General features: G+C 62.1%; 18 protein-coding genes, 4 tRNA genes and 1 pseudogene. 7 read left to right on the plus strand and 16 right to left on the minus strand.

What is annotated here, in order from left to right; genetic code table 11:
* Positions 1-220: pseudogene (locus ACQ4WM_RS22800) on the plus strand (IS1595-like element ISJsp4 family transposase); the annotation flags it as partial.
* 95 nt (positions 221-315) lie between these two features.
* Here the strand turns inward: ACQ4WM_RS22800 and ACQ4WM_RS22805 are convergent.
* From ACQ4WM_RS22805 to ACQ4WM_RS22825, 5 genes are all read right to left on the minus strand, one after another.
* A complete protein-coding gene (locus ACQ4WM_RS22805; RefSeq protein ID WP_436549028.1) occupies positions 316-1,764 on the minus strand; it encodes an efflux transporter outer membrane subunit in 1,449 nt (482 codons plus the stop codon).
* Between the two features lie 41 nt (positions 1,765-1,805).
* The gene (locus tag ACQ4WM_RS22810; RefSeq protein ID WP_436548943.1) at positions 1,806-5,000 is read right to left on the minus strand and encodes an efflux RND transporter permease subunit; all 3,195 of its coding nucleotides are present in this window, start codon (positions 4,998-5,000) and stop codon (positions 1,806-1,808) included.
* Between the two features lie 3 nt (positions 5,001-5,003).
* Positions 5,004-6,272: an efflux RND transporter periplasmic adaptor subunit gene (locus tag ACQ4WM_RS22815; RefSeq protein WP_436548944.1), complete on the minus strand. Its 1,269-nt coding sequence runs from the start codon at positions 6,270-6,272 to the stop codon at positions 5,004-5,006.
* A 278-nt stretch (positions 6,273-6,550) separates the two neighbouring features.
* Complete coding sequence (locus ACQ4WM_RS22820) at positions 6,551-7,411, minus strand: alpha/beta hydrolase (protein ID WP_436548945.1); 861 nt, start codon at positions 7,409-7,411, stop codon at positions 6,551-6,553.
* Positions 7,408-7,623, minus strand: a complete 216-nt coding sequence (locus ACQ4WM_RS22825) for a hypothetical protein (protein ID WP_436548946.1) — start codon at positions 7,621-7,623, stop codon at positions 7,408-7,410. Before ACQ4WM_RS22825 ends, ACQ4WM_RS22820 begins: the two co-directional genes overlap by 4 nt.
* A gap of 158 nt (positions 7,624-7,781) precedes the next feature.
* On the opposite strand from ACQ4WM_RS22825, the gene ACQ4WM_RS22830 reads away from it, so the two are divergent.
* The 3 genes from ACQ4WM_RS22830 to ACQ4WM_RS22840 all read left to right on the plus strand — a co-directional run bounded on the left by ACQ4WM_RS22830 (position 7,782) and on the right by ACQ4WM_RS22840 (position 10,867).
* Positions 7,782-8,732, plus strand: coding sequence for a LysR family transcriptional regulator (locus ACQ4WM_RS22830; protein ID WP_436548947.1), 951 nt, complete (start codon positions 7,782-7,784; stop codon positions 8,730-8,732).
* The gene (locus ACQ4WM_RS22835; RefSeq protein ID WP_436548948.1) at positions 8,729-9,700 is read left to right on the plus strand and encodes a D-2-hydroxyacid dehydrogenase; all 972 of its coding nucleotides are present in this window, start codon (positions 8,729-8,731) and stop codon (positions 9,698-9,700) included. The genes ACQ4WM_RS22830 and ACQ4WM_RS22835 overlap by 4 nt, the downstream gene beginning before the upstream one ends.
* A gap of 129 nt (positions 9,701-9,829) precedes the next feature.
* The gene (locus ACQ4WM_RS22840; protein ID WP_436548949.1) at positions 9,830-10,867 is read left to right on the plus strand and encodes a patatin-like phospholipase family protein; all 1,038 of its coding nucleotides are present in this window, start codon (positions 9,830-9,832) and stop codon (positions 10,865-10,867) included.
* 41 nt (positions 10,868-10,908) lie between these two features.
* Here ACQ4WM_RS22840 and ACQ4WM_RS22845 read toward each other — a convergent pair whose 3' ends face one another.
* Positions 10,909-11,229 (minus strand): winged helix-turn-helix transcriptional regulator, encoded by a 321-nt coding sequence (locus tag ACQ4WM_RS22845; RefSeq protein WP_436548950.1) that lies wholly within the window; start codon positions 11,227-11,229, stop codon positions 10,909-10,911.
* Positions 11,230-11,362: 133 nt separating this feature from the next.
* On the opposite strand from ACQ4WM_RS22845, the gene gstA reads away from it, so the two are divergent.
* Positions 11,363-11,992, plus strand: coding sequence for a glutathione transferase GstA (gene gstA / locus ACQ4WM_RS22850; RefSeq protein ID WP_436548951.1), 630 nt, complete (start codon positions 11,363-11,365; stop codon positions 11,990-11,992).
* Here gstA and ACQ4WM_RS22855 read toward each other — a convergent pair.
* The 5 genes from ACQ4WM_RS22855 to ACQ4WM_RS22875 form a co-directional block, all read right to left on the minus strand.
* Entirely contained in the window at positions 11,989-12,867 is an 879-nt protein-coding gene (locus tag ACQ4WM_RS22855; protein WP_436548952.1) for an extracellular catalytic domain type 1 short-chain-length polyhydroxyalkanoate depolymerase, read from the minus strand. The genes gstA and ACQ4WM_RS22855 overlap by 4 nt on opposite strands.
* Before the next feature lie 71 nt (positions 12,868-12,938).
* Positions 12,939-14,159, minus strand: a complete 1,221-nt coding sequence (locus ACQ4WM_RS22860; RefSeq protein ID WP_436548953.1) for a sensor histidine kinase — start codon at positions 14,157-14,159, stop codon at positions 12,939-12,941.
* Positions 14,159-14,860, minus strand: coding sequence for a response regulator transcription factor (locus ACQ4WM_RS22865; protein WP_436548954.1), 702 nt, complete (start codon positions 14,858-14,860; stop codon positions 14,159-14,161). Before ACQ4WM_RS22865 ends, ACQ4WM_RS22860 begins: the two co-directional genes overlap by 1 nt.
* A complete protein-coding gene (locus ACQ4WM_RS22870; RefSeq protein ID WP_436548955.1) occupies positions 14,857-15,417 on the minus strand; it encodes a GNAT family N-acetyltransferase in 561 nt (186 codons plus the stop codon). Before ACQ4WM_RS22870 ends, ACQ4WM_RS22865 begins: the two co-directional genes overlap by 4 nt.
* Positions 15,418-15,459: 42 nt before the next feature.
* Positions 15,460-16,131 carry a DUF6630 family protein gene (locus ACQ4WM_RS22875; RefSeq protein ID WP_436548956.1) on the minus strand — a complete coding sequence of 224 codons (672 nt, stop codon included), beginning with the start codon at positions 16,129-16,131 and terminating at the stop codon, positions 15,460-15,462.
* Between the two features lie 101 nt (positions 16,132-16,232).
* On the opposite strand from ACQ4WM_RS22875, the gene ACQ4WM_RS22880 reads away from it, so the two are divergent.
* Positions 16,233-16,889 (plus strand): hypothetical protein, encoded by a 657-nt coding sequence (locus ACQ4WM_RS22880; protein ID WP_436548957.1) that lies wholly within the window; start codon positions 16,233-16,235, stop codon positions 16,887-16,889.
* Between the two features lie 79 nt (positions 16,890-16,968).
* Here the strand turns inward: ACQ4WM_RS22880 and ACQ4WM_RS22885 are convergent, their stop codons facing one another.
* Entirely contained in the window at positions 16,969-17,925 is a 957-nt protein-coding gene (locus ACQ4WM_RS22885) for a phytanoyl-CoA dioxygenase family protein (RefSeq protein WP_436548958.1), read from the minus strand.
* Positions 17,926-18,043: 118 nt separating this feature from the next.
* Here ACQ4WM_RS22885 and ACQ4WM_RS22890 point away from each other — a divergent pair, with 118 nt between their 5' ends.
* Positions 18,044-18,898 carry a cupin domain-containing protein gene (locus tag ACQ4WM_RS22890; RefSeq protein ID WP_436548959.1) on the plus strand — a complete coding sequence of 285 codons (855 nt, stop codon included), beginning with the start codon at positions 18,044-18,046 and terminating at the stop codon, positions 18,896-18,898.
* A gap of 62 nt (positions 18,899-18,960) precedes the next feature.
* On the opposite strand, the gene ACQ4WM_RS22895 is transcribed toward ACQ4WM_RS22890, so the two are convergent.
* From ACQ4WM_RS22895 to ACQ4WM_RS22910, 4 genes are all read right to left on the minus strand, one after another.
* Positions 18,961-19,037 (minus strand) — tRNA-Arg (locus ACQ4WM_RS22895).
* 75 nt (positions 19,038-19,112) lie between these two features.
* Positions 19,113-19,189 (minus strand) — tRNA-Arg (locus ACQ4WM_RS22900).
* 78 nt (positions 19,190-19,267) lie between these two features.
* A tRNA-Arg gene (locus tag ACQ4WM_RS22905) sits at positions 19,268-19,344 on the minus strand.
* 81 nt (positions 19,345-19,425) lie between these two features.
* Positions 19,426-19,502: transfer RNA gene (locus ACQ4WM_RS22910), tRNA-Arg, on the minus strand.
* Positions 19,503-19,849: the final 347 nt, after the last annotated feature.

Genomic DNA, 19,849 nt, shown 5'->3' on the forward strand with positions numbered 1-19,849 from the left:
GCGGGCAGGCATCCGTGTGCGTGGCACGATCCATGTGCAAAACGTCAATGCCTATCACAGTCGCCTGCGCGGCTGGCTGAGCGCCTTTCATGGCGTGGCGACACGCTATCTGCCCAGCTACCTGGGCTGGCGGTGGATACTCGACGCCAGGAGAATTTTGTCCCCGGAAAGCTTGCTCAAAGCCACCATGGGGTCTTTCCCACACTTGATGGTGACATAGCCTAAAAAACGGCGCAATGGTCAGACCATTGCGCCGCTATCAACAGACGTTTCCATGCTGCGGGCCGGCGTTGTCCGGCCCGCAGTGCCGGAAAACTAGTTGGCCGCCACCTGCGGCTCCGGCTCGCCCCAGCCACCACCCAGGGAGCGAATCAGCGCCACGGTGGTGACGGCGCGGTTGCCGCGCAGTTGCACGGCGCTGCGTTCGATGGCCGACAGATTGCGCTGCGCGTCGAGCAGGTCCAGGTAGCTGGAACGGCCGGCGTCATACAGTTTCTGCGCCAGGTCGGCCGAACGGCGTGCCGAGACCACGGCTTCGTCGATCTGCTGTGTCTGGCCAGCCAGGATCCGCAGGCCGGCAAGATTGTCTTCGACTTCGGCAAACGCCACCAGCACGCTCTGGCGGTAGGTGCCGACCGATTCTTCCAGCTGCGCTTCGCTGCGCGCGACTGCCGCCTTGTTGCGGCCACCGTCGATGATGGGCATCGACATCAAGGCGCCCAGCAGCCAGGAGCGGCTGCTCCACTTGAACACGTCGGAAAAAGTATCGGCCGCGCCGCCGCCCGAAGCGTTCAACATCAGGGCCGGGAACATCGCCGATTTCGCCACGCCGATACGCGCATTCGACGCTTCCATGGTGCGCTGGGCCGAGGCAATATCGGGCCGGCGTTCCAGCAGCGTCGACGGCAGGCCGGCGGGAATCACTGGCAAAAAGGCGCTGTTCTGCAGCGGATTGACGATGGCAGTGAAGCTGGCCGCAGGTTTACCCAGCAAGACCGCCAGCGCATGCTCGCCGGTGGCGCGCTGGCGCTGCAGGCCGATCGCCTCGGCGCGCGCCGTCGACAGTTCGGTGCGGGCCCGCGACAGGTCGAATTCGCCGATATCGCCCAGGTCATAGCGGCGCTGGTTGACATGCACGCTTTCCTCGCGCAGGCGCACCGTCTCGGCGAGGGTCGCCAGTTCGGCGTCGAGCGCACGCAGCTGGAAGTAAGTCTGCGCCACGTCGGCCTGCAGCGACAGCAGCACCGAGCGATAGGTCGCTTCGACCGCCAGCGCATCGTTGCGCGAGGCGCTGACATTGGCCGCCACGCGGCCGAACAGGTCAACTTCGTAGCTGGCCGTCAGGTTGGCCTGGTAGACATTGGTGGCGGCCACCGGCGTGCCGTTCGGCAGGCCCAGCGAGGTAGTCGAAGCGCGGTTGCGCTGGCCGCCCACGTTCACGCCCACTTGCGGTATGCGGTCCGCTTCGGCGATGCCGGCAATCGCCCTCGCCTGCTTGACGCGGGCGGCTGCCACGGCCAGGTTGGCATTGGCCTGCGTGGCCTGCGCAATCAGGCCGGTCAAGGTGGGGTCGTTAAACGCCAGCCACCATTCGCCGCGCGCCTGGCGTTCGGCGTAGTTCACCTGCGCCGGCGACCAGCGGGTGCCGTCCTGCGCCGTCTGCACCGCCGGCACTTGCGCTTCCTTGAAAGCGGCCGGGGTGGCGATCTGCGGCTGCTGGAAATCGGGCGCAGCGCACGCTGCCAGCAGTACGGCCGCTGCCATGGCGCCGAGCACTGGTTTGAACAGCGGGTTCAATTGGCTTTTCACGATACATCTCCTTCCAGGTCCAGCACCGGCGCGGCGGGGCGCTTGGCGGCAACTGGTTTTTTCTCGAAACGCTGCGCCAGGGTGCGCAGCAATACATAAAATACAGGCGTCAGGAACAGGCCGAAGAAGGTCACGCCCAGCATGCCGGCAAACACCGCCACACCCATGGCATGGCGCATTTCCGAACCGGCACCGTGCGAGAACACCAAAGGCACCACGCCCATGATGAAGGCGATCGACGTCATCAGGATCGGACGCAGACGCAGGCGGCAAGCTTCCAGCGCGGCTTGCACCACGGTGCGGCCATGGTCTTCCAGTTCGCGCGCAAATTCGACGATCAGAATCGCATTTTTCGACGCCAGCCCGACCAGCACGAACAGCGCGATCTGGGTAAACACGTTGTTGTCGCCACCGGTGAGTTTCACGCCCAGCAGCGCGCACAGGATCGACATCGGCACGATCAGAATCACGGCCAGCGGCAGGGTCCAGCTTTCGTACTGGGCAGCGAGTACCAGGAACACCAGCAGCACGCACAGCGGGAACACATAGATCATCGTGTTGCCGGACAAGATGTCCTGGTAGGTCAGCTCGGTCCATTCATACGAAATCCCTTGCGGCAGCACTTCCTTGGCGATGCGTTCCAGCGCCGCTTGCGCCTGGCCACTCGATACACCCGGTGCCGGGCCGCCATTGAAATCGGCTGCGGCGTAGGCGTTGTAGCGCTGCACGCGGTCCGGACCATAGCTGTCTTTTACGCGCATCAGGGAAGACAGCGGGATCATCTCGCCCTTGTCGCTACGGACCTTCAGCTGCGCGATGTCCTGTGCATGCGAACGGAACTCGGCATCGGCCTGCACGCGCACCTGGTAGGTGCGGCCAAACTGGTTGAAGTCATTCACGTACAAGGAGCCCAGGTTGATCTGCAAGGTCTGGTAGATGGTTGCCAGCGGCACGCCCAGCTGCTTGGCCTTGACACGGTCGACATCGGCGAACAGCTGTGGCACGTTGATCTGGTAACCCGAGAACACGCCCGCCAGTTCCGGTGTCTGGTAAGCCTTGCCGGCCAGCGCCTGGGTGGCGTTGTACAGCGCGTCGTAACCGAGATTGCCGCGGTCTTCGATCATCATCTTGAAGCCGCCGATGGTACCGAGGCCGTTGACCGGCGGTGGCGGGAACACCATGATGAAGGCATCCTGGATACCACCCAGGCGCTTGTTGATCTCGGCCGCGATGGCGCCACCGGACAACTCCTTGGTGGTGCGCTCGTCGAACGGCTTCAGGGTGGCGAACACGATACCGGCGTTCGGCGCATTGGTGAAGTCGTTGATCGACAGGCCCGGGAAGGCGATCGTCGATTCCACGCCAGGCACCGACTTGATGACGTCGGACATGCGGCGTACCACGTCTTCGGTGCGGTCCAGCGAGGCAGCGTCAGGCAGTTGCGCGAAACCGACCAGGTATTGCTTGTCCTGGCCAGGCACGAAACCGGCAGGCACGGCCTTGAACACGAACACGGCGGCGATCACCAGCAGCGCATACACGCCCAGCGAGGCGCTCTTGCGGCCCAGCACACCTTTGACACCGGCTTCATAGCGGTGCGAAGCACGGCCGAAGAAGCGGTTGAACCAGGCGAAGAAACGCCCGAAGACCTTGTCCATGCCGCGCGTCAGCGCATCTTTCGGCGCATCGTGCGGTTTCAACAGCGCGGCCGACAGGGCCGGTGCCAGGGTCAGCGAGCTGAAAGCCGAGATCACGGTCGAAATCGCGATGGTCAGCGCGAACTGGCGATAGAACTCGCCCGACAGGCCGGGCACGAAGGCGATCGGCACGAACACGGCGCACAGCACCAGCGCGATGGCGACGATAGGACCGCTGACCTCTTTCATGGCCTGGATGGTGGCGTCGCGCGGCGACAGGCCTTCCTCGATATTGCGCTCGACGTTTTCCACCACCACGATGGCGTCATCGACGACGATACCGATGGCCAGCACGAGGCCGAATAGCGACAGGGTATTGATCGAAAAACCAAAGCCCAGCATCACGGCAAAGGTACCGACGATGGAGACCGGCACGGCCAGCAGCGGAATAATGGAAGCGCGCCAGGTTTGCAGGAAGATGATCACCACCAGCACCACCAGGGCTATCGCTTCGAGCAGCGTATGGATCACGGCTTCGATCGACGAACGCACGAACTGGGTCGGGTCGTACTCGATGCGGTATTCCACGCCTTGCGGAAAGTCTTTTTTCAGTTCTTCCATCTTGGCGCGCACGTCGGAAGACAGTTGCAGCGCGTTGGCGTTCGGGGCCTCGAAAATACCCATGCCGACGGCCGGATTATTGTTCAGCAAGGACCGCAGCGAGTAGCTGTTGGCGCCCATTTCGACGCGTGCCACGTCTTTCAGTTGCGTCACCGCGCCGTCGCTATTGGTGCGCACGATAATGGCGCCGAATTCCTCGGGCGACTGCAAACGGCCCTGGGTATTGACGGTCAGCTGGAACGGCGAGTTTTTCGCCGGCGAAGCACCGATCACACCGGCGGCGACCTGCACGTTCTGTTCGCGGATGGCCTCGACGACATCATTGGCCGTCATGCCGCGTGCCGCCACTTTTTGCGGGTCGAGCCAGATGCGCATGGCGTAGTCGCCGGCGCCAAAGATCTGGATGTCGCCCATGCCGGGCAAACGGGCCAGCTGGTCCTTGACGTTCAGCACCGCGTAGTTACGCAGGTACATATCGTCATAGCGTTTGTTGGGCGAGACCAGGTGCACCACCATGGTCAGGTTGGGCGAGGACTTGACGGTCGTCACGCCGATCTGGCGCACTTCTTCGGGCAGGCGCGGCAAGGCGCGCTGCACGCGGTTCTGTACCTGCGTCTCGGCCTGCTCGACGTTGGTGCCGATCTTGAAGGTGATCGTCAGCATCATCGCGCCGTCGGACGTGTTTTGCGAGGACATATAGAGCATGTTCTCGACACCGTTGATCTGTTCCTCCAACGGGGCGGCGACAGTTTCGGCGATCACTTTCGGGTTGGCGCCAGGATACTGGGCGCGCACCACCACCGATGGCGGCACGACGTCGGGGTATTCCGAGATCGGCAGGCCGAAGATCGACAGCATCCCGGCCACGAAAATGACTATCGACAGCACCGCCGCGAAGATCGGCTTGTCGATGAAAAAGCGTGAAAAGTTCATGGTTTATTCCTTGGAAGTCGATGCTGCCTTGGCGGCTGCCTTGTCTTGCGTATTGGCGGCGACCTTGGCATCTTTTTCTGCCGGTTTCGCGGGAGCGGCTGGCGCGGTCGGATCGAAGTCCATCGCCACCAGCTGCGGCGTGACCGGGGCGCCGGGGCGCACGCGCTGCAGGCCGTTGACGACGATCTTCTCGCCCGCTTTCAGGCCTTCGCGCACCACGCGCAGGCCGTTCGAGTTCGGACCCAGCTTGACGGCGCGGTATTCAGCCTTGTTGTCGGCACCCACCACGTACACGTATTTACGGCTCTGGTCAGTACCGACGGCGCGGTCGCTGATCAACAAGGCCGACCCTTGCGCCTGAGGGCCGCTGCCGGTGTCGAGCTGGATGCGGGCAAACAGGCCAGGCACCAGCATGCGGTCGGCATTGGCAAAGGTGGCGCGCATGCGCACGCTGCCGGTGGCCGGATCGAGCTGGTTGTCGACGAATTCCAGCTTGCCTTCGTGCGGGTAGCCTTCTTCGTTGGCCAGGCCCACCTTGACGCTCACAGGGCCGCCCTTTTGCGCCGTACCGGCCACGCGCAGATAGGTGTCTTCGTCGCCGTCGAAGCTGGCGTAGATGCGGTCGGTCGATACCACCGAAGTGAGAATGGCGGTGGCGTCGATCAGGTTGCCGACGGTGATTTCAGCCTTCGATACACGGCCGCTGATCGGCGCCTGTACCTGGGTGTACGACAGGTTCAGCCTGGCCGCTTCATACGACGCTTGCGCGGCGCGCACATTGGCGTCCAGCTCTTTCAGACCCGAAGCTTTTTCATCGAGTTCGCGCTGCGGGATGGCTTTTTCGGCCAGCAGTTTTTCGGCGCGGACCAGTTCAAGCTTGGCCAGTTCGGCCTTGGCGCGGGCCGAGGCGGCGGCGCCTTCGGCACGCGATACCTCGGCCTGGAACGGACGTGGATCGATCACGAACAGCACGTCGCCTTTTTTCACTTCGCTGCCCGGCTTGAAGTTCACCGAGGTAATGAAGCCGCCGACGCGCGAACGGATCTCCACACGTTCGATGGCTTCCAGGCGACCCGAGAATTCCTGGGTTTCGGTAATCCGTTTTTCAATCACGGCGGCGGTCGAGACCGGCGGGCCGCCGGCTGCGGGCGCGTCGGGCACCTTGCTGTTGGCCGAATCGCAGCCGGCCAGGCTGAACGCCACCAGGCCGGCAACAGCCAGCGCGGCCGCCAGCGGCTTGAGCAGGATAGAAATTTGTTGAACGTTTTTCATTTTATTTCCCTGTTTTATGAAAATTTCTAATGGTATGAGCGACAGGAAGCCACCCAGCCGATTAAAGTGAATAAAGATGCTATGGCGCCCGACGGCGCTCGGTCAAAGATAAAGGGACCGCCTGCGTACGAAAAGCGGGCGGGGTCGACAAACCGGCTGTGCGAACGCACAGCGCAGACGAATTAGGTATTCATGGAACTACACTACACAGTGTAACAACCAGATCCAAAAAAGTAAACCGATAAGTGTAATTTATTCCAGGGTGCAGAATCGCGGTGTCATGAGGTGGTCTCCTTGCTCAGGCCAGCGACAAAGCTGGCAATTTCACCGAGGACGTGCACTTTGCACGCGCATTCATTGCGGGCGGTGGCGTCTTGCAGCGGCACTGCGGGCAAGCGCCGCACAGTAGTCTTGATGCCGCAGGCAATCAGCTTGCTGCCGTATTGTTCAGCCTCGTCGCGCAATGGGTCATCCTCGCTCGAGACGATCAGCGCCGGCGGCAGGTTTTTCAGGCGGCTTGACTGCAGCGGCGACGCATACGGATGACTGCGATCGGCGGCGTTCGGCAGGTAGCTGCGGTAGGCGGCGGCGCAGGCATCAGCCACTTCCACCAGTTCCGGGCAACTCGGCAGCGAGCGCATCGAGCAGGTCGACAGGCCGGGATCGAGCATCGGCATGATCAGTACCTGCCCCGCCAGCGCCGGGCCGCCGCGGTCGCGCGACATCATGGCGCATACGGCCGCCAGGTTGGCGCCCGCTTCGATGCCCGACACCAGCATCTGCTTGCCGGTCCAGCCCAGCTTGGCCTTGTTCTTCTTCGCCCACAGCAGCACGGCATGCGCGTCTTCGACGGCGGCTGGGAAAGGCCGCACGCTGGCCAGCGTGTAATTTGACGTCAGCACCACCTGGTCGGGATTGCCCAGTGCCAGGCAGCGCAAAAAATCATCGGCATCTTCCAGGTCGCCGTCATCAAAGCCGCCACCGTGAAAGAATACGAACAGGCTCGGCTTTTTCGCGCCCGGCACGCCGGCCGTATAGATGCGCGCCGCCAGCGGCCCCGCCTCGCCCTGCACTTCGATATCGCGTATCTTCAGCGACTCGGCAGGCGCCAGGTCGTCCGCGCTGGCGGGCGCATTCATTGCGCCACCACCGGCGCTGCGGCCATGTTCATGTCCAGGCCGGCGTCATTAACGCACAGCAAGGTGCCTCCAACTTCATGGGTCAGGGCGCTGTAGCCGCTGGCCTCGGCTTGCGCCGCCTGCGAGTAAGCGTCCGTAAATACCATCGAAGCCAGAGCAAGCGAGCTCACTACCAGCGCGAACACTGCAAAGTTTCCATTCCGATGACCCATGATTTTCCTCCTGTAACTATCGACCGCCGTTTCTGCAACTTCGTATTTATGCTGCAGTACAACAACTATAAACTTGTTCTACAATCTGATAAAGTAGGCAATGATGAATTGATTGTTCAATATTCTGAACAATGCGAAGTAAAGTGTCAGGAAATCAAGTGAACAAGCTACAAGCAATGGAAGTGTTCATCCAGGTGGTCGATGCGGGCGGCTTTACGCGCGCGGCCGAAAACATGCAGTTGCCGAAGGCCACTGTGTCGACCCTGATCGCGGCGCTGGAAAGCAGCCTGTCGGTGAAACTGCTGAACCGCACCACCCGCCACGTCAGTATCACCTCGGACGGCGCCGCCTATTATGAACACTGCGTGCGCATCCTGTCGGACGTGCGCGAAGCGGAAGAGTCGCTGTCGCGCACGCGGCTCAACCCCAGCGGCCGTCTGCGGGTCGATGCACCGACCGCGCTGGCCAGCGAACTGCTGATCCCCGCCCTGCCCGACTTTTTCGCGCGCTACCCGGACATCGTGCTCGAACTCGGTTGCAGCGACCGCCCGGTCGACCTGATCGAGGAAGGCGTGGATTGCGCCGTGCGCGGCGGCGAACTGGGCGATGTGAACCTGATCGCGCGCCGGGTCGGCGTGCTGCATTTCGTCACCTGCGCCTCGCCCGCCTACCTGGCCCATCACGGCACGCCGCAGCACCCGAACGACTTGCCGCGCCACCGTGGCGTGAATTTTTTCTCGGCCAAGACCGGTCGCACGTTCGAATGGGATTTCACGCGCGACGGCGAACGCATACAGATCGCCATGCCCAGCCATATCGCGCTGAACGACTCGAACGCCTACACGGCGGCCGGCGTAGCCGGCCTGGGCATCGTGCAGATGACGCATTTCATGCTTGCGCCCTTGATGGAACAAGGCAAAATGGTCGAGTTGCTCACCGAGTGGGAATCCGACCCGCTGCCGATCCACGTGATCTATCCGCCCAACCGCCACCTGTCGGCCAAGGTGCGCGTGTTTGTCGAATGGGTCGCCGACATGTTTACCAACCACCCGGCCACGCAAATGAAAACGAAGTTTGCGCGCGCCGGCCAGACCGAGGTCCAGCCATGACAGCACTACAGCATAAGCGACACCGCATCGTTTTTCTCGACCGCGACAGCCTGATCGCCAAGGTCCGACCGCCCGCCTTTGCCCACGAGTGGGCCGAGCACGCACACACCAAAGGCAGCGCGCAGACCGTCGAACGCTTGCAAGGCGCCAGCATCGCCATCACCAACAAGGTGCCGCTGCGGGAAGCCGAGCTGGCGCAATTGCCGGACCTGAAAATGATCGCCGTGGCCGCCACCGGCACCGACATCATCGACCTGCCGGCCTGCCGCGCGCGCGGCATTATCGTCGCCAATATCCGCGACTATGCGCGCGCCACAGTGCCCGAGCACACGCTGGCGCTGATGCTGGCGCTACGCCGCCAGCTGGTGGCTTACCGTCTTGACGTCGAGGCGGGCCTGTGGCAGGCGTCCGACCGCTTCTGCCTGTTCGGCCACCCTGTCCGCGATCTGCACGGCAGCCGTTTGGGCCTGCTCGGTTACGGCGCGCTGGGAAAATCCGTGGCGCACCTGGCGCGCGCCTTCGGCATGCAAGTGGCCGTGTATAACCGCTCGCCCATCAAGGAAGACGGCGTGACCGAAGTGTCTTTGGCCGAACTGCTGGCCACTTCCGACATCTTGAGCCTGCACCTGCCGCTCACCGACAAGACGCGCAATATCATCGGTGCCAAAGAGCTGGCCAGCATGAAGCCCACGGCGCTATTGATCAACACCGCGCGCGGTGGCCTGGTCGACGAAGCGGCGCTGGCCGACGCCTTGCAGACAGGCGTGATTGCCGGTGCCGGTTTCGACGTGCTGTCGAAAGAGCCGCCGCAAGCCGACAACCCGCTGCTGCAGCTGCGCCTGCCGAACTTTATCCTGACACCGCATACGGCCTGGGCCAGCGGTGAAGCGATGCAGCTGCTGGCCGACATGCTGATCGAGAATGTGGAGGCGTTCGAACGCGGCGCACCCGTCAATGTAGTGGCGTGAGGATGATTGAGGGTTGCTGCCGACGAAGTGTGTCCACGCGGAATTGAAAATGCCGCCCAAGCGTATTTGACAAGATTTCATGCATAATTTGTATGTGCAGTCTTGATCATGTCAACTTGGGAGAATGCCTTGAGCAGCGAAAAAACGATCTGCCTTGCATTACAGGGTGGCGGTACCTATGGCGCATTTGGCTGGGGCGTGCTGGACAGGCTGCTGCAGGAACAGGAGCTGGCCATCGAGGCTGTGAGCGGCACCAGCGCCGGCGCCGTCAACGCGGCGGTCATGGCCGATGGCTACGCGCTGGGCGGCGGGCGCGAAGGCGCGCGTGCAGCGCTCGACAAATTCTGGATGAAACTGGGGCAGACAGCGCTGCTGAGTCCTTTGCAGCCATCGCCGTTCGATTATCTGGCAGGCCGCCATACCATGCAAACCTCGCCCGGCTACCATATGATGCAAATGGCCGCCGCCATGGCCGGCCCGGTATTCGAGATCCCGTTTACGCTCAATCCGCTGCGCCACTTCCTCAGCGCCACCATCGACTTCGAGCGCGTGCGCGCCTGCAAAGCGCTGAGCATCTTTATAGCTGCCACCAATGTACGCACCGGTACCGGCAAGCTGTTTGTCCGCGAGGAACTTGACGTACAGCGGGTGATGGCGTCCTGCTGCCTGCCGACCGTATTTGCTGCCGTCGAAGTGGAAGGCGAAACCTACTGGGACGGCAGCTATGTGGCCAATCCGCCGTTGGCGCCGCTGCTGCGCCACGCCAGTTCGCGCGATATCGTGATCGTACAAATCAATCCGGTGGCGCGCCGGGAACTTCCGCGTTCCATGGCCGACATCGGCAACCGCAGCGATGAAATCGCCTTCAATATCAGCTTCATGCGCGAAGTCAGCAGCATACTCAACACGCGCACCGTACCGGACGAAGAGCAAGGCCGGAACGTGCAGCCGGCGCCGGCGCTGCTCCACCTCATCAGTGGTCATCCGCACCTTGCCGAGTTCAGCATTTCTTCCAAAATGAATGCCCAGCCAGCCTTTCTGCAGCGCCTGCACGATATGGGCGTGGCAGCGGCGCAAGAGTGGCTCGACAATCACAAGCACGACCTCGGCGTGCGCGCCAGCTTCGATCCGGCGCCCGTATTTTTCTCGGATATCGTTTCCAGTTGATGGACGCGCCTTTGTGAATCGTGACCACCCCGGCATTGGCCTCATTGCTGCCGGGCCTTGAGCCACAAGCCGAATTCTTTCATGACTGCCACTACCGGCAGCAGCCGCTGGCCATCTTCCGTCAAGGCATATTCAACCTTGACGGGCACTTCGGCATACACCGTGCGCGCCACCAGCCCCGCCTCTTCCAGCGCGCGCAAGTCCAGCGTCAGCATGCGCTGCGAAATATGCGGCACGTCGCGTCGCAGCTCATTGAAACGCCTGGGGCCATCGATCAGGTACGACACCAGCAGCAGGCGCCAGCGCCCGCCCAGCAGCCGCATCGCTTCTTCGATCGAACATCCCGTTACGCTCGCTTTCATGGCCGCAGTATCCGCATCAAGTATAAAAAATGTACCTACACAACATTATAGTGCCTTCTTCCTTTTTTATCCTTGATGCCTATAATGGCTGTCCAGGCGGGCTCACCTGGAGTTCGCGATTACCGGAGCCATCATGAAGCTGTACCACATCCCCGCCAGCTGCTCGCTGGGCACGCATATCGTCCTGACGGAACTGGGCCTGGACGCCACCCTCGTCAAGGTCGATTACAAACAGCATGTGACAGAAGACGGCGCCAGCTTTTACGATGTCAATGCGCACGGCTATGTGCCAGCGCTTGAGCTCGACGACGGCAGCATGCTGCGCGAAGGACCGGCCATCATGCAATACCTGGCCGACCTGCATCCCGAAGCCGGGCTGGCGCCACCCAACGGCAGCTTCGAGCGCTACCGGATGCAGGAATGGCTGAACTTCCTGTCCACCGAAGTGCACAAGGGCTTTATTCCGCTGCTGTACGCCGCCCAGGCCGGCAGCTACGTGGACATTGCCAGGCCCAGACTGGAACAGCGCTATGCCTGGATTGACCAGCAACTGGCCGGCCAGCCATACCTGATGGGCGAAGATTTCAGCGTGGCCGACGCCTACCTGTTCGCGCTGACCGGCTGGGGCCAGGCGCCATGGCTGACCTCGTACTACAAGGCCGATATCCATTTCGACCAGCTGGAGCATTTACGCCACTGGTACCTGCGCGTGCAGGCACGGCCGGGGGTGCAACAAGCCCTGCGCGAGGAAGGGCTGATTTAGTTCCCGCGATGCCTGCCGAAAAACTCCCACATCACCTCATTGGCATCGACGTTGCGCGAGGTCTTGCCGATTGACAGTCCGACATTGAAAGCATCGGCGCCGGGCCAGGTGTGGCCGCCGCCGTCGATGGTGACCAGGGACACGCTTTGCTGGCCGTTGCTCTTCTCCACCATGCTTGCTGTCAAATCGTCTCCGGCCACGGCTTGCAGCAAGCGCGGCTGAGGCGCATTCGCTGCGATGCCGTTGACTCTGGCCCAGTAGCGCAAGGTGTCGTCAGCCGACAGATAGCCGCCGGCCTTGCCTCCATACTGCACCACTTGGTCGGCCGTGCCGTGGAGCAGAAGCATGCCGACCTTTTGCGGTTTGCCGTGATGCGCGACCACCGGTTCGGGCATCGGTGCGCCGACCGAGGCCACGGCGGCGAAGTGCTGCGGCAGCTCGGCCGCCAGGCGCAGGGCAAAGAAACCGCCGCGCGACAGGCCGGTGGCGTAGACACGCCTGGGGTCGATGCGGTAATCCTGTTTCAGCTGGGCCAGCATGGCTTGCGTGAAGCCGACATCGTCCGTACCGCCCAGATAATCCATGCCGAAGCCCACGTTCCAGTCCTGCTTGATCCCTTGCGGGTAGACAACGATAAACCCGTGACGGTCGGCGGCCCGGTTCATCTGCGTGTACAGCATCTGCTCGGCCATGGTCATGCCGCCGCCATGAAAATTGAACACCACGGGAAACGCCTGCTGCGGCTGGCCGTGGCAGGCCGGCGGCGCATAGACGATATAGCGGCGCTTGGTGTCCTTGTGCTGCAGGGTTTGTACCTGGGCCAGGACGGGGAAGCAAATGGCAAGCAACAACAGCAGGCTGACGATGATTTTCATGGGTTCTCCGTAAGTAAGGTACGGCCAGCATACGGAGGGCAAGGTGAAATATCGGTGAAATCGGCCGGCTTTCATGTCGCCATGATGGGAACAATCTCGACGCGGTAGTTCGCCGTGCCCGGATAAAAACGGATGTCCCATTGCATCACCTGCGCCAGGCGCGCCAGTAGCAACTGGCCATGCGAAAAACCCTGTACGCGCACGGTCTGCCCGGCCGGCACGGTATTGTGGATGGCGACACAGCATTGCCCGAAGGCGATGCGCAACTGGCAGGCGGGGCCGCCATGGAACAGGGCATTGCCCAGGCAATTGTTCAACAGCAGATTGATCAGCTGGCGATGACCCTGCACCGGCAGGCGCTCAGGCAAGTCCAGTACCAGCAAGCTGGCGTCCCAGCCGTGTTCCTCGAGCAGACGCAGCAGGCATTGTTCGATGCAGCGGCGCAGCTCTACCGTCTCCTGCGCGATCCGTTCGGCGCGCGCCAGGCTGAACAACAGCTCGACGGTATTGCTCATATCATCGACGCCCTCTTGCAGCTGGGCCTGTTCAAGCGGCTGCAGCGGACGCGCTGCCGCCAACAGCAAGGTATTGCGCATCAAGGTCAGCGGCGTGCGCAATTCGTGGCTGACGTCGCGGGCAAACGCCTGTTCGCGCTGCAAAGCCGTTTGCAATTCGGTAAAGGTCGTTTCCAGGCGGCGCGCCAGGAAGCCGATTTCGTCCGGCCGGCCGCGTGCGCTGAACTGCGGCGGATACTCAGGCGTCAGGGCGCGCGCTTCCTGCGCCAGTTTTTGCAAGGGCAACACCAGCCGGCGCGCCAGCAACCAGGCCAGCAGCAGCGCAAGGCCGACCAGCGCCAGCGCGACGGCGACCAGCACGCCGCCCACCTCGCGCACCAGGCGCGATACCACCAGCAGCGGCGCCACGTCGGCCAGCAGATACCAGCGCATGGGCTTGCCGGCATTATCGATATCGAGCGCCATCACGTGGTAATGCTGGCCGGTACCGGTAAACACTTCGGCGCGTGGGGCCGATGACAAAAATTGCTGCCGCACGGGCGCTGGCAAGGCGCCATAGTCGCGATAAAGCATGATCAGGTCGTTGCCGGAGGCCGCCGCGCCCTGCCGGCGCACGCGCGTGGTGATGAGCGCCGCCTCGCGTGCCAGCAGGCGCTGCACCAGCATATCTTCGGTCACATAGGAAATCACCACCGCCAGTCCCGTATAGCACAGGCACAGCAGCACGGCAAAACCGGCCAGCGCCGCAAACAGGCTGCGCCGTATGGTCGTGGCCATCACTGCCCTGCCCGGCTGCCAGCGTCCATCGCCAGCCGATAACCGAGCTGCGGTATCGTCACCAGCACGCCGGCGCCGCCCGCCGATTCCAAATGCTTGCGCAGCGCATAGACATGCGATTTCAGCGCGTCGCTGTCGGGCGGCTCGCTGCCCCACAGGTGGGCGATCAAGGCCGAGCGCGAAACGGCGTGCGGATGCTCGCGGCAAAGCAGCAGCAAGATCCTGAAACCGCTCTGCGTCAGCGCCAGTCGCGCTTCGCCGTACAGGGCGCGGCCTTCGCGCACCAGCAACAGCAGCGGGCCGACGCGCATTTCCTGGTGCACGTGCAAGTGCCTGCGCCGCGCCAGCGCCTCGCAGCGCAGGGCCAGCTCGCGCAAATCGAACGGTTTGGTCAGGTAATCGTCGGCGCCGTCGTGAAAGCCGCGCGCCTTGTCCTCAAAAGCGTCGCGCGCCGTCAGCATCAGCACCGGTACATTACTGGGGGCCCCCGCCTTGATGGCGCGGCACACCTGCAAGCCGTCGATATCGGGCAGGTTCAGGTCCAGCAGCACCACGTCATAGATATTGCTGGTGGCCAGCCGCACGCCCAGCGCGCCGGTGGCGGCATGGTCGCATTGCCAGTGCAGGCCGTCGAAAAAAGTGGCCACCTGGCGCGCAATACCGGCATGGTCTTCGATCAGCAGGATACTGAGTCGTGTCACGTTGCTGCACGCCGCGCTTGCCACTCGCGCCGCAGCAAGCCATACAGCGCCGAATCGCTGACCTGGCCGCCGACGATCCAGCGCTCGGGCAGGTAGCCTTCCTGCTTGAAGCCCAGGCGCAGCAAGGCGTTGGCCGAGCCGGTGTTCAAGGGGTCGATATCGGCTTCGAGCCGGTTCAGGTCGCGTTCCACAAACGCGTACTCCAGCAGCGCGCTCAAGGCCTCGTGCATATAACCCTGGCCCCAGTACGGACGGGCCAGGGCATAGCCGATCTCGGCGCGGCGGTTTTGCCGGTGCAAGGCATGCAGGGTGCAGCTGCCCAGGTAGTCGCCCGTGCCTGTCAATGTGATGGCGAAGCGAAAGAACTCTTCTTTCTCGAAGGCGGCGTGATCATCGGCAATCTGCCGCGCGGCGCGTTGCGGGTCCTGCCACGGCGGTTCGCTGAAATAGCGCATCACTTCCGGATCGGCGTGCATGGCCTGCAGCGCAGCCGCGTCCGAGGGTTGTGGCGGGCGCAGCAGCAGGCGCGTGGTGCTAATCGTTTTGGTATAGCTCATGCGCTTCCAGTTCCAGTCTGCGGTTGTGATCCTGGTGATTACCTACAGCATGCGATGGCCCTGCTGGTACAGCAGCGCGCGCACCGTCTCGACATTGTCATTGGCGACCAGGAAAAAACTCTGCAGTTCGTCAAACGGCGTGACCGCCACCAGGGTCCAGCCCTGCGGCTGCAATTGCCGGCGGAACCAGGCCAGTACGCCATCGCTGAAGTCGTCACTGGCAGCCACATCGCGCTGCTGCTTGCTGCTCGGTGCGACTAGCGTCAGCCCCAGTTCATGCACCGCGCAGGCATCCTGCACGGCATGCGTGCCTGTCTCGGGCCACTCTTTCCACTCCCACTCGCCGGCCGGCAACAACATCGCCTGCAAGCGTGACAGCTCTTCATCGGTCAGCGCGCGCTTGTCCTGGAACTGGCGTATTTGCCCGACCAGCCGCGCCAGGCGCTCGCTCAGGTCGGCCTGCGCGTCGTCGTCGAAGTCGGCCACGCCGTTTTCGTTTTCCACCAGCACATCGAAACGCAGCGGCACGCTGGCTGCCACCGGCGTCAGTTTGTAGGTGGTGTAGTCGGCAAAGTCGGTCGAGATCGACAGCACGCCGTCTTCCCACTCGTGGACGGTCTCGTCATCTTCATCGTAAAAGGTAGTGCAGGCTTGCGCGGGATCGGCCAGTCCGATCAGGAAGGCGGCGTGCGCGGCGTAGCTGGTCTCTTGCATGGGGTCTCCGGCTCAACTGTTGTGTACAGGACGAATCTTATTATTCCATGCAACTATAATGTCATGCCAAGTTATTTTACTGATACTGACAGGATGGTTGCATGGCCTTTTTCTTGCGTGACTATGAAGTATTCCTGCTGCTGGCTGCACCCGATGCGCCCGGTTTATGGACTGAGCAACAATGGACGCCGTTTGATGAGGCCATCGCCGGCGTCGTGGCGCAAGCGCGCGGCAAGGGCGCCGTGCGCAGCCATCAGTACAATTCGGCGGGCAAGCCGATTGCCTTTGGCCGCATGGGCTGGGATGCCAGGGGCCATGCCAAATGGACGCACACCCCGGCCACCACGGACGCACGTTTCATGAGCCTGGAAGCGTGGGCACCCGCCTGGAGCACGTGCGAAAAAGACGACCTGGCGCCCGACCTGTTCATCAGCCTGCTCAATGAAGCGCATCTGAACAGCGCCGGCAAGCCGCTGCAATTCGGCCAGCGCATGGTCTGCGCAGTGGCTACCGACATGGGCCAGGAAGCGGCCGCAAGCGTGCGCGCGGCCATGGTGCAGCTGGCCGGACGCCAGCGCGCCGCCGTATTTGCCCATGCCTTGCGGCGCTGGGGCAAGTGGCAGCCGGGCGGCTTTTCAGGCGCCATCCAGGACCTGCTGTTGACCGATCTGTTCAAGCCGGGCAATCCTCATGACCGCGCGCTCGATGTAGCCACCTTCCGGGGCAACTGGGAAATGCTGGTGCCGGCAGGGGCTTGAAAAGGCCATGGCCAGTTACGGTTCGTTGCGCAACATATCGAGCTGTTTTCCGAACCAAGGGCGTAGACGATGGCGTCGATCACCAGTTGCGCGCGCCGAGGATTTTTTCGCCCAACTCGCTCAGCTGCGCTTGCGGGTAATGCAGCTTTTCCTTTTCCAGCGGGTCTCCAGGAAAGGCATGGCCTTGCGGCGCACTGCGCTCGCGCCAGCTCTGCACACGCCACTCACGCAAGGCTTGATTGCTTTCCTGGGCCGGCGTAAACGAAATGTATTGCGCCAGGCGTACCTTGTCGGTCGAGGTATTCGGGCGGATGCCATGCGCCAGCAGGCTGTTAAAAATCAGTAACTCACCCTTTTTCATGGCGATGAATTCCATCGGGTACGGCACCGTTGCCAGATCAGGCAGCCACGGGTTGCGGTCCTTCGGCGCCTGTTCGCGCCAGGCCATGAGATGCTGGAACAATTGCGGATAGCACTGGAAGCCGCCGCTCTCGGGCGAGGTGTCGGACAGCGCCAGCACGCCCTGCACATTGACCGGCAGCGGGTCCAGCGTGGTGTCGGCATCCCAGTGGATAAAGCCGCCAAACTTGCGCTTGCCCTTGTTGGGCGTGTTCAGGTTGGCGCGGTCGATGGTCACCCACAAGTCTTCGCGGTCCCAGATATCGACAAAGGCCTCATACACGCGCGGGCTCTGGCGGTTATTCCACAGCGCCTGGTTGTGATAGGCCTCGACCATGCCCGAACCGTTGAGTTCCTTCATCGCATGGTCGCGCAATTGCCCCTGGTTCCAGGTGGCGGGGTCATGCTGGTCCAGGCCCTGGAATTCCCACAGGAAATCTGCCGTACCTTGCACCTGCTCCGGGCTGACGGCGTCCTTGACGATCACGTAGCCACAGGTTTGCCAGTGCAAGAAGTCTTGTTCGGACAATACGCGCAGCGGCAGTTGCTTTTGAATGTCGCGCAGCTGCGCCTGCTCGAGATAGGCCACCGACGGGTTGCCGGGGCGCTGATCGCCATATTGGTAACGGTCTTGCATCGCTGTCTCCTGTTGTGATGTTGTGGGACAGATTGTGCCGTGCAAGGGCGCTGGCAACTATGTCGGCAACAGCCAATACTGATACTATCCTGACCATGCGAGCTGAAAGAACGTTGCGATGACACCTTTATATGAACAAGTGACGATTCCCGCCGGCCAGTCCTGGGGCTTGCTGTGGCGTGAGCTGGAGGCGATTCCGTTCATCTGGCACTACCACCCGCAGTTCGAGCTGACCCTGACGGTAAACGCGCGCGGCCAGCGCTATATAGGCGACCATATGGGCAATTTCGAGCCGGGCGACCTGGTGCTGGTAGGGCCGAATTTGCCGCATACCTGGTCGGCCAGCGAGCGCATCGATGCAAGCCGGCCGATGCTGGCGGTAGTGGTATGGTTTTCGCTGGAATGGATCATGCAGCTGGCCGGCGTACTGCCGGAACTGCACAGCCTGCTGCAACTGGCGCAGCGGGCCGGGCCGGCGCTGCAATTCACCACGGAAGCCGCTGCGCGCAGCGCCGCCATGTTGTTGCAACTGCAGGCACTGCCCCAGCCGCAGCGCTTGCCGCTGCTGCTGAACGTGCTGCTGGAACTGGCCGGCGACCTGCAAGCGCGGCCGCTGGCCTCCGGCGCGCGCAAGCTGATCGCGGCCGATGGCCAGCAAAAGCGCATGGCAGCCGTGCTTGACCATATGCATCTGCACTTCCGGGAAGACATTGCCGTCGCGGACCTGGCGCAAAGGGCGGCCTTGTCGCCGGGCGCGTTTCACCGCTTCTTCAAGCGCCACGCGCTGTGCACGCCAAGCAGCTACCTGGCGCGGCTGCGCATCGGCCGCGCCTGCCAGCAGCTGATCCAGACGCAGCACGGCATTGCCGCCATCGCCCAGGAAGCGGGCTACCGCAACCTGGCGCATTTCAACCGGCAATTTCGCGCCGACAAACAGATGACCCCGCGCGCGTTCCGGCAGCAGTACCGGTGAAAGAAAAGCGGCGCCGGAATAGAAAAAGGGGGTCAGATTTTACAATCTGACCCCCGATATTCTGGTGCGGCTGGCAGGAATTGAACCCACGACCCCTTGGTTCGTAGCCAAGTACTCTATCCAGCTGAGCTACAGCCGCAAAACTTACTCTTCACCATACTGCATGAAGTCACAACCTTCAACCAAAACCTGTGCTGCAGGCTCCGGGTAATACTGGTGCGGCTGGCAGGAATTGAACCCACGACCCCTTGGTTCGTAGCCAAGTACTCTATCCAGCTGAGCTACAGCCGCAAAACTTGCTCTTCATCATGCTGCATGAAGTTACTGATTTTTTCCCACCTCAAACGGACGTTGACAGCGGGTTAATACTGGTGCGGCTGGCAGGAATTGAACCCACGACCCCTTGGTTCGTAGCCAAGTACTCTATCCAGCTGAGCTACAGCCGCAAAACTGATTGCACTTCACTCACAACATGAAGCTTGAAACTTTTTACTGCAAAACCAGACCGGGTCTGATTTTTCGAATTCTGGTGCGGCTGGCAGGAATTGAACCCACGACCCCTTGGTTCGTAGCCAAGTACTCTATCCAGCTGAGCTACAGCCGCGCAGGCAAACATTATAGCGTATTCGTTTCGCTTTGAAAAGTTCGATTTTTCAATCGCTTAGCCGGTTTTCGCAAAGCACCGCACTGCAAGAACCAGCCCTTTTCGCACCCGAGAAGCGGACGCCATTCGCGCTGTGGTATTCCGCTTTCACGGAAGGCTTGCAGCGCTCGAGATGTTGCTGCCTCGAAAGAAGCGGGATTATAGGGACTGCACTGCGGCGTGTCCAGTGCTATCTGTACAAAACGTCTGTATCAGCCTGGCAGATCGCACCTGGCGGCAGGTTGACGGGATGTCCACAGGATTGAAGATATGACAAGGGCAAGCGTGTGCAAGCGTAAGCACGCTTG

This window comes from Janthinobacterium longum (assembly GCF_051380735.1).
Taxonomy (GTDB): domain Bacteria; phylum Pseudomonadota; class Gammaproteobacteria; order Burkholderiales; family Burkholderiaceae_D; genus Janthinobacterium.